Annotated in this window: 11 protein-coding genes; 6 read left to right on the forward strand and 5 right to left on the reverse strand. The window is 70.2% G+C overall.

What is annotated here, in order from left to right; translation table 11 throughout:
* Position 1: 1 nt before the first annotated feature.
* On the reverse strand, positions 2-5,314 hold the full coding sequence (locus ACQP2X_RS32950) for a GH92 family glycosyl hydrolase (protein ID WP_498688562.1): 5,313 nt from the start codon (positions 5,312-5,314) through the stop codon (positions 2-4).
* Positions 5,315-5,557: 243 nt separating this feature from the next.
* Between ACQP2X_RS32950 and ACQP2X_RS32955 the strand changes: the two genes are divergently transcribed.
* Entirely contained in the window at positions 5,558-6,772 is a 1,215-nt protein-coding gene (locus ACQP2X_RS32955; RefSeq protein WP_498688564.1) for an oxygenase MpaB family protein, read from the forward strand.
* Positions 6,773-7,075: 303 nt separating this feature from the next.
* Here ACQP2X_RS32955 and ACQP2X_RS32960 read toward each other — a convergent pair whose 3' ends face one another.
* Complete coding sequence (locus ACQP2X_RS32960; protein WP_498688565.1) at positions 7,076-8,227, reverse strand: TetR/AcrR family transcriptional regulator; 1,152 nt, start codon at positions 8,225-8,227, stop codon at positions 7,076-7,078.
* A 78-nt stretch (positions 8,228-8,305) separates the two neighbouring features.
* On the opposite strand from ACQP2X_RS32960, the gene ACQP2X_RS32965 reads away from it, so the two are divergent.
* From ACQP2X_RS32965 to ACQP2X_RS32975, 3 genes are all read left to right on the forward strand, one after another.
* Positions 8,306-8,959: a Bax inhibitor-1/YccA family protein gene (locus ACQP2X_RS32965; RefSeq protein ID WP_498688568.1), complete on the forward strand. Its 654-nt coding sequence runs from the start codon at positions 8,306-8,308 to the stop codon at positions 8,957-8,959.
* Between the two features lie 99 nt (positions 8,960-9,058).
* A complete protein-coding gene (locus ACQP2X_RS32970; RefSeq protein WP_498688569.1) occupies positions 9,059-9,433 on the forward strand; it encodes an SUKH-4 family immunity protein in 375 nt (124 codons plus the stop codon).
* Positions 9,434-9,510: 77 nt separating this feature from the next.
* Positions 9,511-9,879, forward strand: a complete 369-nt coding sequence (locus tag ACQP2X_RS32975; protein ID WP_498688571.1) for a VOC family protein — start codon at positions 9,511-9,513, stop codon at positions 9,877-9,879.
* On the opposite strand, the gene ACQP2X_RS32980 is transcribed toward ACQP2X_RS32975, so the two are convergent.
* On the reverse strand, positions 9,876-10,343 hold the full coding sequence (locus ACQP2X_RS32980) for an SMI1/KNR4 family protein (RefSeq protein ID WP_498688573.1): 468 nt from the start codon (positions 10,341-10,343) through the stop codon (positions 9,876-9,878). The two genes, ACQP2X_RS32975 and ACQP2X_RS32980, sit on opposite strands and share 4 nt — an antisense overlap.
* The gene (locus tag ACQP2X_RS32985) at positions 10,340-11,428 is read right to left on the reverse strand and encodes a DUF3500 domain-containing protein (protein ID WP_498688574.1); all 1,089 of its coding nucleotides are present in this window, start codon (positions 11,426-11,428) and stop codon (positions 10,340-10,342) included. Before ACQP2X_RS32985 ends, ACQP2X_RS32980 begins: the two co-directional genes overlap by 4 nt.
* Before the next feature lie 30 nt (positions 11,429-11,458).
* Here ACQP2X_RS32985 and ACQP2X_RS32990 point away from each other — a divergent pair, with 30 nt between their 5' ends.
* Positions 11,459-11,779, forward strand: coding sequence for a putative quinol monooxygenase (locus ACQP2X_RS32990; RefSeq protein ID WP_498688576.1), 321 nt, complete (start codon positions 11,459-11,461; stop codon positions 11,777-11,779).
* Positions 11,780-11,803: 24 nt separating this feature from the next.
* On the forward strand, positions 11,804-12,772 hold the full coding sequence (locus ACQP2X_RS32995) for a hypothetical protein (RefSeq protein ID WP_498688578.1): 969 nt from the start codon (positions 11,804-11,806) through the stop codon (positions 12,770-12,772).
* 19 nt (positions 12,773-12,791) lie between these two features.
* Here the strand turns inward: ACQP2X_RS32995 and ACQP2X_RS33000 are convergent, their stop codons facing one another.
* Entirely contained in the window at positions 12,792-16,514 is a 3,723-nt protein-coding gene (locus ACQP2X_RS33000) for a S8 family serine peptidase (protein WP_498688580.1), read from the reverse strand.
* Positions 16,515-16,597 lie beyond the last annotated feature (83 nt).

A 16,597-nucleotide genomic window follows, 5' to 3' on the forward strand; every position in this document is an offset into this window, starting at 1 on the left:
CTCACTTGGTGACGGTGAAGGGGACCTCGACCGTGGCCGACGAGTCGGCGCCGGTCAGGGTGACCCCGGTGGCGCCGGGCTCGGCCTCGCCGGGGACGCTGACCGTCTCGCCCGAGACGACGCCGTCGGCGTTGGCCTTCAGCGTGGTCGTCGTGAGGCCGTCGCCGAAGGTGCCGGTGACGGTCTCGTTCGGGGCGAAGCCCGAACCGTCGACGGTGATCGCCGTGCCGCGCGGGCCCGACGTGACCGACAACGACGCCTCCGGAGCCGCCGCCGGAGCCACCGACTTCGCGGCCGGCTTGACCGAGGTGACTGTCGCCTTCAGAGAGGACGCCACTGTCACGGTGAATGTGGCGGTCTTGCTCGACAGCCCGTCCCACGCGGTGACATGCGCCGTGTAGGTGCCGGCCTGGGCGTACGTGTGGGAACCGCTGATCGCCCCGGCGGTGACCGTGGCGTCGGCCGGTGCCGTGCCGTCGCCCCACTGGACGCGGGCGTTCGTGCCCGTCGTGGTGCCGAGCTGGGCCGCCAGCGACTGACCAGCGGTGGCCGTCTGGTTCGCCGGGGCCGTCAGCTCGAGCGCCGGCGGCGGCGTGCCGTCGTCGGCCACTGCGAACACGTGGATCCGTCCCGCCGAGCCGGGGTCACCGGTCTGCGTCGGGAGGGTCACCGAGACGAGGGTCTTGCCCGCCGGGATCTGGTAGGGCGCGGTGGCGAACAGGAACGGCTGGGCGTTGTCCCGGCTCGTGCCCAGCAGCCGGTAGGCCGACTTGGCCACGATCACGTTCCCGTACGACGGCGTGCCGTTGGGGTTGCCCCCGAGGGTCCAGTCACTCATCTGGAGGGGAATGTTCGCCGTACTGCCGTCGGCAAACTTCAGGACACCGGTCGTGCTCTGGTTGCCCTGGGTGCCGGCGCCGATGAACGAGATGTTCTTGGCGTCGGCCGGCAGGTTCAGCGTGATCGTCCTGCCGTTGCCCGTGGCGTTGTCCGGCTGACCGGCCGGCGTGGCCGGCAGCGTGAACTTCAGCGCGGTCCCCGGCACCGTGACCTGCTTGCCCGGCTCGACGCCGGCCGCGGCGAGCGCGGTCGCCGAGTAGGCCCAGTTCTTGGCGTCGCAGTTGGCCGCCCGCACCCCGTCCTGGCCGATGCAGACGTTGTCGAACGCGCGGACCAGGCCGCCTGCCGGTGCGTACGCCACGTCGACGCCGACCGTGGCCGAGCCCTGGCTGACGCCGTCGGTCACGGTGACCGACGCCTGGTAGTAACCCGGCTCGGCGTACGTGTGGGAACCGCTCACGCTGTAGACCGCCCGCGAGCTCAGCGCCGTCGTGCCGTCGGTGACCGGCGTGCCGTCACCCCAGTCGATCGTCGCCTTGTATCCGCTCGCCGTGCCGCCGGTGACGGTGGCCAGCGGCACCGACACCGCGGTGCCCGAGGTGGCCGGCACCGTGCTGACACCGTCCACCGTGACCGCTCCACCGCCGAGCTCGACATCGCCGCCCGCGAGCAGCTCGACCTCGGCGAGGGTGACGGAGGCGGCAGTCGACTTGCCGACGACCAAACGGAACTGCGTGAAGCTGCCCGGCTTGGCGATCTTGAAAGGCCGGGTCTGGTTGCGCCACGCGAAGACCTCGCCCTTGCGGGAGTCGACGGTGGTCCAGGTGATCCCGTCCTTCGAGCCCTGCAGCTTCCAGTCCGTGGCGTCACCGGCCACCGCACCCGAGGTGAGGGTGTAGTAGGTCGGCGTCTGCTTGCCACCCCGGTAGGCCCAGGTGACCGTCGGCGTGGCCGAGTCGAAGGTCAGCTGCGTGCCCGACGAGTCGTCGAACAGCGGGGCCGCGTTGGTGGTGCCGAGGCCGGGGCCGGTGGTGTCCTGCAACGGCTTCGGCGCCTCGGTGCCCTCGGTCAGCGACGGCGGCGCGTCCTTGACCGCGGAACCCCACTTCGACGGGTTCGGGCCCATGGTGAACTCGATCGTGCTGCCGGTCCGGAAGATCGACGAGTCGACGGTGGTCGAGCTGTACGCCCGGCCGTCCACCTTCAGGCTCTGCACGTAGACGTTCTTGACGCTGTTGTTGTTGGCCTTGACCGTGAGGTCGCCGCCCGGGCGGTGCACCGTCATCTGGCTGAACTGCGGCGAGCCGAACGCCCAGCCGGACGAGCCGACCTGAAGCGGGTAGAGGCCCAGCGAGCTCAGGATGTACCAGGACGACATCTCGCCGTTGTCCTCGTCGCCCAGGTAGCCCTGGCCGATCTCGCTGCCCACGTAGAGGCGGCGCAGGATCTCGCGGACCAGCGACTGCGTCTTGGCCGGGGCGCCCACGTAGTCGTACATGTAGGGGATGTGGTGCGAGGGCTGGTTGCTCATGCCGAGCTGGCCCATGCGGACCGCGCGCGCCTCGAGCATCTCGTGGATGATGCCGCCGTAGCCGCCCGGGTGGTCGGCCTTCTCCGGCGTGGCGAAGAACTCGTCGAGCTTCTTCTCCAGCGCGTCCCGGCCGCCGTAGAGGTTGGCCAGGCCCTGGCCGTCCTGCGGGGCGGTGAAGGCGAAGTTCCAGCCGTTGGTCTCGGTGTAGGCGTCACCCCAGTCGAGCGGGTTGCTGTCGTTGAACGTGCCGTTGGCGCTGCGGCCCTGGAAGAACTTCGACTTCGGGTCGAACATGTTGACGTAGTTGCGGGCCCGGTTGAGGAAGTACTCCGACTCCTCGGCCAGCTGCGCCCGTCGCGCCTTCGGGGTGGCCGGGTCACGCGAGAGGTCGTACGCCATGTTGCCGATGCCGTAGTCGTTGATGTAGCCCTCGAGGGCCCAGGACACCGACTCGCCGGTCGTGGTCGGCGTGTAGCCGAGGAACAGCGAGGTCTCGATGCCCTTGCGGCCGACCGCGCTGCGCCCGGAGGCCACGGTCGCGTCCTTCACCGCCGAGTCGTAGGCGGCGAGAGGATCGGGGAGCTTCACATAATTGACGTACGCCTCGGCGAGCGCCACGTTCGCGCTGGTGCCGGTCATCAGGTCGGCGTAGCCGGGCGACGACCACCGGGCGACCCAGCCGCCGTCACGGTACTGCTGGACGAACCCGTCGGCGATCTTCCCGGCGATCTCCGGGTAGAGCAGCGTGTACGCCGGCCACACCGTGCGGTAGGTGTCCCAGAACCCGTTGTTGACGTAGATCTGGCCGTCCACGATCTTGGCGCCGGTCGTGGTCGCGGTCGACGTGCCGGTCGCGGCCGACACCGGGCTCGCGTACTGCCAGCGCGGGGCGGCGGCGGTGCCGGTGTTCTCCGACTGCGAGTTCGGGTAGAGGTTCAGCCGGTACAGGTTCGAGTAGAGGCTGACCAGCTGCGTCTCGGTCGCGCCCTTGACCGAGATCCGGTCGAGGCGGTCCTGCCAGGCGGCGGTGGCCGCGGCCTTGATCTGGTCGAAGCTCTTGCCGGTGGCCTCCAGGTCCAGGTTCTTGCGGGCCTGGTCGACCGAGAGGAACGACGTCGCGAAGCGCAGGGTCACCCGCGAACCAGCCGCGAGGTCGAACGAGGCGGACGCGGACGCGGTGCCGATCGGCACACGGTCGAAGGCGCCGCTGACGAACATGCGGGTGCGGCCGGCCGAGAGGCCGCTGCCGTTGTCGACCCAGCCGGTGAAGGTGCCGTCGGCCGCGAAGGTGAAGTTGCCGTTGTGGAACACCAGCGCGCCCGAGGTCTGATCGGCCGGGAAGGTGAAGTCCATGATCGCGGCGTGGTCGGTCGGCGCCATCCGGGCGGTCAGCCCGTTCTGGAGCTTGACGCTGTAGAAGTCGGGCCGGGCGATCTCGTCGTCGTGGCTGAACGATACGGCCCGTGTGCTCGGCTGTCCGGTCGTGTTGCCACCGGCGAGCACCGGCATGATCGACATCTGGTTGCGGTCGCCCATCCACGGGCTGGGCTCGTGCGAGATCGCCAGGCCCTGCAGCAGCGGGAGGTTGGCCGCGTTGTTGGCGCGCTGGTAGTCGTACTCCCAGGAATTGGAAGTGGCGTTGGTGACCGGCGTCAGGAAGTTGAAGCCGTTCGGGACAGCCGCGATCGGCAGGTTGTTGCCGCGCGAGAACGAGCCGGTGGCGTTGGTGCCGCGGCGCGTGTCGACGTAGTTGGTGAGCGTCGAGCCGTCGATCGCGACCGGCGTACCGGTGACGGCGACGTCGTCGATCCAGCCCTGGAACCTGGTGGCGGCGGTGGCGCCCGGGTTGTCGTACGAGAGCAGGATCCGGTCGATCGTCTTGCCGTTGGCGACGGCGCCGATGTCCGACTGCACCGCGTTCCACTCGTCGGTGAACAGCGCCTTGGCCGCGCCCTGCCCGGCCGCGGTCAGCGCGTTGCCGTGCTGGTCGGCCGGCGAGCGCTTGCTCAGATAGGTGCCGTCGGTGAAGTGCAGGTCCAGCGCCGCGAAGGTCGACGGGTACTGCAGGTTCTCACCGGTGAGCTCGGGGAAGATCTTGTAGCTCAGCCGCGACTTGGGCCCGACGGGGATGTTCACGTCGAAGAGCTTGTTGGTGGCGTACGACCGTCCGTCCTCCTGGGACCCGCCGGCGTACCGCAGCGACGCGACACCGGTGAACCCGGCCTTCGGCAGCATGTTGGCCCCGCGGACCGGCCCGTCGGCGACGACGCTGACCATCGGGGTGGCCGGCGGCAGCACGTTGGAGCCGTCGCTGATGTCCCAGTCGGCCAGCTGCACGATCGAGTCACCGGAGTTCGCGGTGACGTTCAGCCGGTAGTAGGCGTACGGCGTGGTGTTGGTGAAGGTGTACGTGTTGGTCGCGTAGCGGCCGCCGAAGCTCTGGCCGGTCCGCTTGTCGACGTCGTTCCAGGCCGAGCCGTCGTTCGACCCCTGCAGGGCGAAGTCCCTGGGGTCACGACCGGGCGCGTCGCCACCCGAGGTCAGCGAGTACTTGGCCACGGCGACCGGCGCCGACAGCTGGTAGGTGACCCAGCCGGTCCGGGCGAAGACCAGCCACTTGGTCGACGAGTCGCCGTCCTTGAGCTTGACCGCGGTCTCGTTGGGCGGGTTCTCGCCGCTGGCGGTCACCGCGGTGACCTGGCTCAGCACGCTGCCGGGGAGCCCGGTGCGGATCGAGCCGCTCAGGTTGCCCTGAACCGGCTTGCCGTCCGCGCCGACCTCGGCCGTGCTGGCCGCGGGCTGCTGGTCGCCCGCTTCGAAGGAGGAGTCGAAATTGCCGGGCTTGACCGCGGCGCTCGCCGCCGACGGAAGCCCGACCAGGCCTATGGGCAGGAGAAAAGCGCCGGCGACGGCCACCCACCGCCGAGGCAGAACTGACTTCATACGGACTCCACTGTGCACGCAGACAGAATCGAAGATCGTCAGCTTCATCCCCGACTGACAACGTTGTCAAGAAAGGAACTGGAAATCGGCCCGAAATATTGAGCGCTCTGACCTCCTCGACTCCACGGCTGACGCTTGCCCCGCCTGCCGCATGGCGCTATGTTAACGGGAAATCACACATCGATGACCGTCGAAGCAAGATCGTGACATGTGGTGGAGCCCTCGCTGGAATGAGGTAAGCGAATGCAGAATCTCAGTAGAAGACGCGTCCTGACCCTCGGCGCCGCGCTGGGCCTGGCCGGGGCGGCGGCCCCGTCCACGGCGTGGGCCTGGTCGTCGGCCGGCTCGATCGCCGCGACCGACACGGTGAGTGACCCCTGGGGTGTCTGGGACGACGCCACCGACCCCCTGGTCGCGTCGCTCCTCCAGAACGGCCAGATCCCAGCCGTCAACACAGCCTTCGATTCCTTCATCCGCAACGGCGACCCCATCCCGGCCGGGCTGCCGGCCGGCCTGACCACCTGGCTCCAGCAGCACAACACCCTGCCGTCCTGGGCCGACCAGGCCAAACTCGCCCGCGCGGCCCAGTTCAACCAGCGCGCCAGCATGTATCTTTTCCTGCTCTACGGCCTCGGCAGCGGCATCATGAGCACGGTGATCCCGCGCGAGGCGCGCAACGTCTACTGGTCGGAGGGCGGCTCCGACATGAAGGCGCGGGCGGCCAAGACGTTCACTTACGGCTACGACCTGAACGCCGTCGACGCCTTCCAGCCGAGCGGCCACTTCATCACCACGTCGAACAAGACGAGATTGACCCATGCGGCGGTACGGCACCTGCTGCCCCAATCGGCCAAATGGCGGGCGGTCACCGACGACCAGGACTTCATCCCGATCAGCAACGGCGACATCCTGATCACCTTCCACAGCCTGGGCACGTTCGTCCGCGGCAAGATGAAGTCGTGGGGCATCCGCATCTCGGCCGCCGAGGACGCCGCGTTCCTGCACCAGTGGCAGGTGGCGCTGCATCTGCTGGGCGTACGGGACGACTTCATCCCGGCGACCTGGGCCGCGGCGGAGCAGCAGTCGGCGTACGCGCTGACCCCGCTCCTGGCCGCCACCCCCGAGGGCATCAACCTGGCCGACATCCTGCTCGGCCTCACCTCACAGGTCGACCTGGGAGTGACAAGGGGCTTCCAGCGCGAGTTCGCCCGCTACCTGCTGAGCGACCGCATCGGCGACTGGCTGCGGCTGCCGCGCGACTACGCTTCCCGCGCGGTGATCGAGGTCGGCTGGCCGGCGTACGTGGCCTTCCGCGAGGGCCTGTCCCCCATCATCCCGAGCGGCTTCTCCATGTTCGACCGTTTCGTCCGCGGCCTGGCCATGCTGTTCCTGAACAACGGCACGTCGGCTACGTACACACCGATCACCATCCCGACCGGAAACCGGCCCGGGTCCTGATCACCTCGCCCTGACCACGCTGACCATCTCGGCCTGACCACCACAACCCGGCCACCCGGCCCAACCACCACAACTCGACCACCACAGCCGACCACCCCGGGCCGACCACCACAGCCGACCACCCCGGGCCGACCACCACAGCCGACCACCCAGGGCCGACCACCACAGCCGACCACTCTGGGCCGACCACCGCAGCCCGACCACCGCTGCCCAACCACCCCGGGTCGACCGCCTCGGCCCGACCGCCAACCTTCCCGTCCGACATTTCGGATTTATCCGAAATGTCGCACCTGTTGACGTACCTCAAAGCGTCAAAGCGCCCGCGGCCAGCGCCGTCACGGCGTCCCGGTGGCCAGGCGTGTCCTCCCAGCGGAGGGCGCGCCCGGCCTCCACCACCACGCCGAAGCCCGCGTGCACCAGCAAGCGGGCCTGGCGCGCGTCGAGCTCCGGCCGCGCCGCCCGCAACTGCTGCTCCCACACCGCGATGTGCTCGCGCTGGGCCGCGATCAACGGACGCCGCAGATCGTCCGGCAGTCCGCGGATCTCCGCCTCGGCCACGCTGTTCAGCGCGTTGTGCTCGAAGCTGTACGCCACATAGGTCCTGACCAGCGCCACGACGCTCGACCGCGGATCGGCCGTGTGGTCGAGGCTCCGATCGACGGCCTGGCTCAGCAGCCCGGCCGCTTGCAGGCAGGCCGCCACCAGGATGTCGACCTTGCCGGGATAGTGCCGGTAGATCGCCGACGGCGCGAGACCCACCGCCTGCGCGATCTGCCCGTTCGTGACGTTGGCGAACCCGTCCCGGGCGAACAGCGGCACCGCCGCCACCAGGATCTCGGCCCGCCTCGTGCGGGCGACCGGCGGCGCCGGCAACTCCACCGCCTCCGTGCTCACCGGTCCCGCCGCCGGATCGGTCGCGGCCACCCGCAGCGCGGCCGCCAGCAACAGCTCCTCCATCCGGCGCTGCGCCGTCGACGTGTGATGCATGGTGATCGACCCGATCGCGCCGAGCGCCGCCACGGCCCGCAGCCGCGCGTCCGGCAGCGGGAACTCTCGTCCCACGACCTCGGTCATCCGGTCGACCACGTGCCCGAACTTCACCCCGAGCTTGCGCCGGTCCTCCCGCTCCAGATAGCGGGCCTCCCACCGGTACAGCCCACCCGAGCCCCGGTGCGCGACCGTGACCCGGATCAGCGCCGTCAGCACCTCGGTCAGGCTCGCGCCCTCCGGCGCCCCGTCGACGGCCGCGGTCAGCCGGTCGGCCATGACGTCGGCGCACTCGGCGAACAGGGCGTACTTGTTGGGAAAATGCCGATATAGCGCCGCGGCACTGATGCCGACTCCCGCCGCGATCTCCTCCATGGACGCCGCGTGGTAGCCCCGCTCGCTGAAGACCTGCCCCGCCGCCTCCACGATGAGCTGCTTGCGGTTGCGCGGCCTCGTGGTCACAGCCATGGTGGTTAGTCAATCACAGCGCGGACCTCATCCCCGGCGAAGGGTTTCCGCACGATCGAGCCGGTTCACAGTGGTGGCATGGATGAGACCTACGCCTACCGTCCGGCCGTGACCGCCGCACGCGGCCGCACCCTGTTCGCCCAGACGATGGCCTACGTCGCCGCCACCACCGCGCTGTTCGCCCTGGGCGCCTACCTGGGCCGCAACCTGTCCGGCCTGGGCGCCTTCATCGCGTGGCTGGGCGCGTTCGCCGCCCTGATCGCCATGCAGTTCAGCGTACGGAGGTCGCGGCAAACCACGGTCGCCCTGCTGGCCGCGTTCGGCCTGCTCATGGGCGTGGCGGTTGCCCCCACGATCGTCTATTACGCCACCACCGACCCCCAGGCCGTCTGGCAGGCGGGCGCCGCCACGGCCTTGTTCGTGGCCGGTTTCGGCGCCGCCGGCTACGCCACCCGCCGCGACCTGAGCGCCCTGGCCCGCGTCTGCTTCTGGGCCCTGCTCGCCCTCATCGTCTTCGGCATCGTGCTGATCTTCATCAACATCCCGTACGGCTCGTTGATCTACTCGATCCTCGGCCTGGTCATCTTCGCCGGCTTCATCATGTTCGACTTCCAGCGCCTGCGCCGCTCCTCGGACGTCCAGGCCGCCCCGCTCATGGCCGCCGCCATCTTCCTGGACATCCTGAACGTCTTCTTGTTCTTCCTGCGCATCTTCCGGGGCGGCGGCCGCTGAGAGTGTGCCAAGCTCTCAGCGTGTCCAGCTACGCCGCACGCTCTCCGTGGCCACGCTTCGAGCTGACATCGGTCTCCGGCGACGCGCTGCCGACCGTCGTTGGAGCTGCCGAGCGAGCATGCCATCGGTGCGAGCCCTCCGACCGCGCTGCAGTTGCTGACGGCGGCTGATGGACGTCCGCTCGTCAAGTCCGGCGAATGGCCGCGTCATCGCCCGGTGAGGTGTCTCGACCCCGCGAGCGGTCACGTCGTCGACATGCGAACCGACTCGTCAGGACTTTCCACCGGCGAAGAGTTCCTGCTGAACTCGTCGTTGGAGCAGTACGTAGCCACGGTCCGTGAGGCCACCGCGCGCTTTCCCTACGACAACGCGGACGCTGAGGACGCCGGCTTCGAACTGGCGACGGGCGAACAGACGTTACGGGAAGCCCTCGAGCCGATCGACCCTGTCGCCTGGTCCGGGGACCCAAGGTGACTACGCCCGCTACCAATTCGTTGAACTCAGGCCCGCGCCCCTCGATGACACGGGCGCGTAACTCGTAAGGTGCCCTGATGAGAGCAGTCCAGATCGCTCAGCACGCCGACGACCTGCCGCGCGCCACCGCCTTCTACACCGACCTGCTCGGCGCGCCGCCCACCGCCACCTTCGACCCGCCCGGCCTGGTCTTCTTCGACCTGGAAGGGCAGCGCCTGCTGCTCGACCGTGGCGCCCCCTCGGCCCTGCACTACTTCCTGGTCGACGATGTCGCCGCCACCGTCGAGCGCCTGCGTGCCGCCGGAACCCCGATCGAAACCGAGCCCCACGTCATCTTCACCCACCACGACGACCTGCTCGGACCGGCCGGCACCGAGGAGGTCCACGCCTTCATCCGCGACTCCGAAGGCAACCTCGTCGGTCTCGTCGAGCACCGCCCGCTCTAGTCGTCCTCGAACTGGTCCTCGTCGACGAGGAAAGCCATGAAATGGGCGAACGTCTCCGCCACCCGGCGGGGGACGCGGTCCTCGCCGATGTAGGCGATCGCGGGCTCGCCCTGGGTGGTGTAGTCGAGCATGACCGTGTCCGGGCCGGCGAGAGCCGTCACGCCGATCACGACGCCGATGGGCGGGTAGTCCCACTCCTGGATCAGATATGCGGACTGGGTGTCGGCGCCCTCCGGATGACCGATTCCCAGCAGCACGTCCATCTGGAAATGGTCGGCGGCCCAATCCGTACGGAAATCCGTGGGGTAGCAGTTCTTCGCCAGGATGCCGCCGTTCTGCCGGCGCAGCACGTCGACGTAGGCGGGTGGCAGGCGATGGCCGAGCGTCTCCTCCGCTCGCCGGACCATGGCGTCGTCGACGGGTGGGCCGGTCCACTGTGACGGGCCCGGCTCGAACGGGTTCAATGGTGGCTCCGCCGGTGGGCGGCCAGCACGTCGAGGCCGAAGTCGTTCGACGGGTCGCGCCACACGGAGTGGGCGTGGTTGGCGTCGCGCTGCGTGTTGTCCCATTCGATCAGCAGGCGCGGGCCCTGCACCCGGTAATAGTGCGGCGCTCCCGGGGCCGTCGAGCCGGCCCAGGCGAAGTGCAGATCTTCCACGTTGTACGCCGTGGGCACCGGCACGCGTTCGAAGTAGGTTCCGACCAGCTTGTCCAGCAGGTCGCGCTGGCCCTCCGACAGGTCGGCCGCGGCGACGCCCTTGGGCTTCGCCGTGTATTCCAGCGCCTCGTGGTCCCGGTCCCCGTAGCCGGCCGCGGCGTCGATGGCGTCGCTGGCCGCCCGCAGCTTCGCCCACTCGGCCGGGTCGGCGAAGTCGGAGCGCCAGATGCCGGCCAGCGGGATCACCCGATCGCCCTCGGCGATCGTGCTGCGGTTGCCCGTCACCAGGTCGGAGGGTGCCTTCGGGGACAGCAGCGCCCGGTCCCCCAGCGACACGGCCAGTTCCCGGGCCAGGTCTTCGACGCGGCCGAGAGGCCGGTTCACCGCCCCGCCGAGCAACGGCGACGCCGCCGGGTCGGCCCCCATGAAGCACGGCGTCGTCGCCACCAGCGAACCGTCGACCACCAGGTTGTTCAGCGACACATGGTGCCCACCGAAGCGCCAGCCCCACGTTCCCCCGGCCGAGGGCGAACCGAAGACCCTCAGGTAGTACAGGCCCGGGTCGCGGCCCCGCTCGCGGTCGAAGCGGGCCGTGAAGCCCTCGGTGTGGTCGAGGACGTTCTCCAGGCCGATGATCGTGGCCATCGTGACGTAGCCGGCCCGGGACAGCCCGGAGGCGACCAGCCGCATCGCCGCCCGCTGCTGGGCCGGGCGCTGCTCGTGCAGGGTGAGCCCGCCGTGGTCGGTCGGCGTGTAGAACCAGCGCAGCCGCTCCTCCCCGCCCATCGTCGCGACGGCGGTCTCCCGCTGCGTGGCGTCCAGCTGGTCCAGCCACGACACCGCCGCCTCGGCCATCGCGGCGGCCACTTCGCGCCGGGAGGATTCAGTCATAGCCTCAATCTAAGACAGCGGGAGGCAACTATGACCACACCGACCGACGACCGTCGCGACCTGCTCACCGTGATCGCCTACATGAGGGCCGCTCCGGGCAAGGAGGCCGAGCTCCGGGCCGCGCTCGAGGCCCTCATCGAGCCGACCAGCCAGGAGCCGGGCTACGTCAACTACGACCTTCATCAGAGTACGGAGGATCCGGCGGCCTTCTTCTTCTACGAGAACTGGGAGTCGGCGGGCCACCTCGACGCCCACCTGGAGACGCCGCACCTGGTCCACTTCGCCGAGATCATGGGCGGGCTCCTCGACGAGAACGGCCTGACCATCAATCGGTTGCGCCGGATCGCTTGATCGCTGGTCCTTACAATCGGTGCCGTGCTAGCGGCGCTGGGATTGACCGAGCTCGAACAGCGGGTCTACGTGGAGGTGCTCAGCGGGCGCGCCTCCACGGTCGCCGAGCTCGCCGAGCGTACGAAATCGGGCTTGACTGAAGTCCGCGCAGCGGTGGACGGGCTGCGGGAACGGCGGCTGGCCGGGGTGGACGGCGACCGGGTGTCGCCCGCGCCGCCCGACCTGGCCCTCGACTCGCTGCTGCTCGACCGGATGCGGCAGTTGCAGGAGGCCCGGCTCGGTGTGCGGGACTGGGTGCGGAGCCAGCAGGGTGACAAGCCACCCGATCAGGGTGTGGAGGCGGTCGTCGGCGCGGCGGCCGTGAGCCAGGTCTTCGATCAGGTGCTGCGCGGGGCGCAGGAGGAGGTGCTCGGTTTCGACCGGCCGCCCTATCTCGGCGCCTATCACGACAATCCGACCGAGCTGGCCCTGCTGGCCAAGGGGGTGCGGTTCCGGATCGTCTACGACCGGCGGACCCTGGAACGGCCGATGGCGGCCCAGCGGATCGGCGCCTGTGTCGCCGCCGGCGAGCGGGCCCGGGTGGCGGCCGACGTCCCGGCGAAGCTGGCGGTGGCCGACGGCCGGATCGGCATGCTGTCGTTCCCCGGGCCGGGCGAGGTGCCGGCCGAGCCGTGGGCGTTCGTGATGCGCGGCCCGACCTGGGTCGAGGTGCTCGTGGCGCTGTTCGGCGAGGTGTGGGAGCGGGCGACGCCGCTGCGGCTGGCGCCGGCCGCCGACGAGATCGAGAACCTCGACCGCTGGAACGTCCCCACTCCCACCGACCGTCAGATGCTCTCGCTGCTCATGTCGGGGATGCCCGACAAAGCGGTGGCGTCCCAGCTCGGCATGTCTCTCCGGACGGTCCAGCGCCGGTTGCGGCAGCTGATGGACGTCACCGGCTCCGCGACCCGCATGCAGCTCGGCTGGTTCGTCGCCCAGAACGACTGGCTGTGAGCGACGAACCAGCCGGAACTCACCGCACTGTCACCGAGATCGTCACCGGCACGGACGGCGCCGTGGCCCCGTTACTGACGAGCAGCACGGTGGCTGTGTACCGACCGGGCTCGCGAGCGTTCACAGTGATCTTCAGCGACGACCCAGCGCCGGGTTTCAGGGAGCCGGTCGGGTTCGTCACGGTCAACCACGGGATGTCGCTGTACGCCGGCAGCTGCCCCGAGAGGTGGTAAACGGTTGCCTTGCCCGGGATCCGGGTCTGGCCCATCGTCCACAGGTCACCCTTGTCGTCGAGGGTGATGCCGGCCCCGCTGTAGTCGTCGGCGTCCGGATCCGGCATCCAACTCAACTCGGCGCACGTCGCAGGGTCGAGCGCCCGGATCTTCTCCGTCGAGCCCGCGTCCTGGTTGATGCTCCAGAGCACGTTCTGCTCCTGGTTGAGCTCGATGCCCGTGGTCCACGGCACCGCCGGCACGCACTGCCCGAGCACGGCGCCCGGCTGGGCGTGACCGAGGCCCGCGAGGTGCCGGATCGCGCCGTCGCCGGCCAGGAAGAACGTGTCGTCCGACTCGCGGTAGGCCAGGCCGTAGTAGAGCGTGCCCGGCTTCGGCGTGGGGATCTCCGAGACCACCTTGAGCGACGCCCGGTCGAAGCAGACGATCGGCAGGTCACCGACGATGGACATGCTCGGCCCGCAGGACACGTCGCGTGACGGCACGGACGTCAGGTCGGAGGCCCATCCGTTCATCGGGACGACGCCCTTGCCGAGCAGCTTGCCCTGCTCGTCGAAGCGCTCGACCTGTCCCCAGAAGTACGTGTCGGTGACCAGGACCTTGCCGTCGTGCCAGTCCACCCCGTACGCGTTGTAGAGGTCGCCGACCCCGAACGATCCGAGCACCTTGCCCGGTTCCCCGCTCGGCGGCGCCGCCGAGTTGATCTCGCGGGCGTCCCACGTCGCGTCCAGACCGCCCTTGTTCCGCAGCGGAATGTCGACGGTCGCTGACGCGCCCGCCCGGATGGTCACGCTCTGCTTGGCGCTTGCGGTCAACAAGGGTGTACGAAGTTTCGCGTCGGCCACACGCACGGTCCCCGCGACCGCCGTCACGGCTAGCGACGCGCTCGCGTACGCGGGCTTGCTGATCGTCACCGTCGCCGCCCCGGCCGGCACCTGGGCCTGCCACACGCCGTCGGATCCGGTCGTGGTCACGACCGGCGCGTCCCCGGCCCGCGACACCTGCACCGCCGCCTCGGTCACCGGCCGGCGGTCGTTGGCGTCCAGGACCTTCCCGCGGACGATCCCGGCCCCCGGCACGGCGAACGTGACGGCCACCCTGTCGTCGAGCGGGAGGTCGCCCTCGGCGTACGACAGAAGGTCGACGTTCTTCCCGTCCGCGATGCCGACCGTGGCGGTCCGCGGCTTGTCCAAGCGGTACTGCACGGTGACGGCGCCGCTCTCGCCCAGCAGGATCTGCACGTCGGCGCGGGCCGTCGTGCCCTTGATCAGCGCCCCGGTCCAGGTCACGCCGAAGCCACTCGACGTCGGGCGCGTGTGGACCTGGGAACGCCGGTCCAGCACCAGATCGGTGCGGAAGCCGTTGACCGTCGCGCCGTCGCCGAAGGTCAGGTAGCCGTCGGTGTGGACGGTCACCTCACGGTAGGTGGTGCCGTAGAACGTCACCGGGTACGGCAGCGGGACCACCTTCGACGCGTCGTCACCGGTCAGCTTGACCAGGGTGCCACCGGTGGTGAACTTCGCCCGCGACTCGGTGACCGTGTAGCCGTAACCGTCGGTCTTGGCCGCCAGCGCCACATCGAGGCTCTCGTCCCCGTCGACGGTCAGCGCCACGGTCGCCGGGGCCAGCCAGCGACCGTAGGAGACCACCACGTCGTAGTCGCCCTCGGGCAGCTGCCCCGCGTACCGGCCGTCCGTACCGGTCACGAAGCCCGGGAAGGTCTCATCGGCGAGCCGCAGACGCGCCCCCGCCACCGGCCGCCCGGCCGGGTCCTTCACGGCGCCGCTCACCCGGTGCCACGGCGCCGCCGCACTCAGGTCGACCTCGACGGCCGGCTGGTCGCCGGCCGTAACGGTCAGCGTCCGGCGCTGGGTGAGCTGCGCGAACCGCGACACCGTGAGCGTGTAGGTGCCGGCCGGCACGCGGCCGAGCTCGGCCCTGCCGTCGGCGCCGGTGCGCACGGTCCGGGTGACCACGTCGTTCGCCAGCGTCACCTTGGCTTCCGCCATCGGCTGACCGGCGCCGGTCACGGTCACCGTCACGCCGCCGTGCTGCCCGCCGGTCGCACTCTGCACCAGGGCGTACGCGTCGAGCCGCCCCTCGCCGTAGACGTTGTTGTCGCCGGCCGTGCCCCCGCAGCTCTGGTCGTCGACGTCGTGGGCGGTGCCGTCGAGCAGGGCCCGGGTCGCCTCCACGTCGCGCCGCAGGTTCGGCTGGGCCGACCAGAGCAGCGCCACCGCGCCCGCCACGTGCGGCGCCGCCATCGACGTGCCGTTCTCGATGGCGTACCCGCCACCCGGCACACTAGACAGCACGTCCACGCCCGGCGCCGCGATGTCGGGCCGGGTCGACCCGTCGGCGGCCGCGCCCCGGCTCGAGAAATAGGCCGCCGCGCCGCTGCTGTCGAGCGCTCCCACCGCGTACGTCTGCGCATTGGCCCCCGGATAGCCGGCGGTGTCGCAGCCGTACTCACCGTCGTTGCCGTTGGAGAAGACCGGGAACATGCCGGCCGCGGCCCACGCGCCGATGATGTCGTCGTAGAACCGGTTGCCGTCGTCGGGCCCGCCCCACGAGTTGTTCACGATGTCGGGCGACAGATCCGGCCGCGGCTCCGAGCCGTCGGCCCGGGTCGGCGCGAGCATCCACTGCCCGGCCGCGAGCAGCGCCTCCTCGGTGCACCCGTTGTACTGGCAGCCCTTGGCCGCGATCCACTTCGCACCCGGGGCCACACCGACCGCGTGCCCCGCCCCGTCATCACCGACCATCGTCCCGGTCGTGTGCGTCCCGTGCCCGACGTCGTCGCACGGCGTGCCCCGCTCCGGGCACGTCCGAGTCGCGTCGAACCAGTTGTAGTCGTGCGTGAAAGTGCCGTCCCCGTCGTTGCCGCGGTACTGCCGCACCAGCGCCGGATGGTCGAACTGCACACCCGTGTCGAGGCTGCCGACGACGACGCCGTCACCCTTGACGCCGTACTCCCGCCAGACCTTGTCCGCCCCGATCTGCCCGAGCCCCCACGGCAGCTCGGTGTCGCCCGACGCCGCCTTCGCCAGCGGGTCGACAGTCACCGCGACCGCCGGCAGCGAGATCCACCCGACGTCGGCGCGGGCCGCCAGCTCACGCACGAGCCCGAGATCCCCCGTCACCTCGATCGTGTTCGAGATCCAGAACGAGGTGTACGCCACCTCGCGCTCCTTCAGGAGCTCCGTCAGCCCGCGCTGCGTCCTCGCGGCGTGCGCCCGTTTGTCGTCATAGACCTTGGCCGTACGGGCCACCCGCCCCGCCCGCCCCGGCCGGGCGGCCTGCACCCGGTCGAGGGCGGCCTCGTCCAGCCGCCCCTCATCCGCCAGATCGACGAAGAACGTCTGCCGATCCCCCGCCGCGAACCCTTGCAGCAGCCGCGGATCCACTTTCGCGGCCGCACCGGCCGGCGCGGCAGCGGCCGCCGGCGCCATCAGCATGGGCGCCACCAGAGCGGCCGCCACCAGCCACCTGAGCTTCTTCCCTGACAAGAGCCCCTCCAACATAGGTAGGGGCCAATTCTTGGCTGGCGCGCGCCTTTCGGACCTGTTCCACCCATGGCGAAGAAGCGCCA

The organism is Actinoplanes sp. CA-131856 (assembly GCF_050956135.1).
Lineage (GTDB): Bacteria > Actinomycetota > Actinomycetes > Mycobacteriales > Micromonosporaceae > Actinoplanes.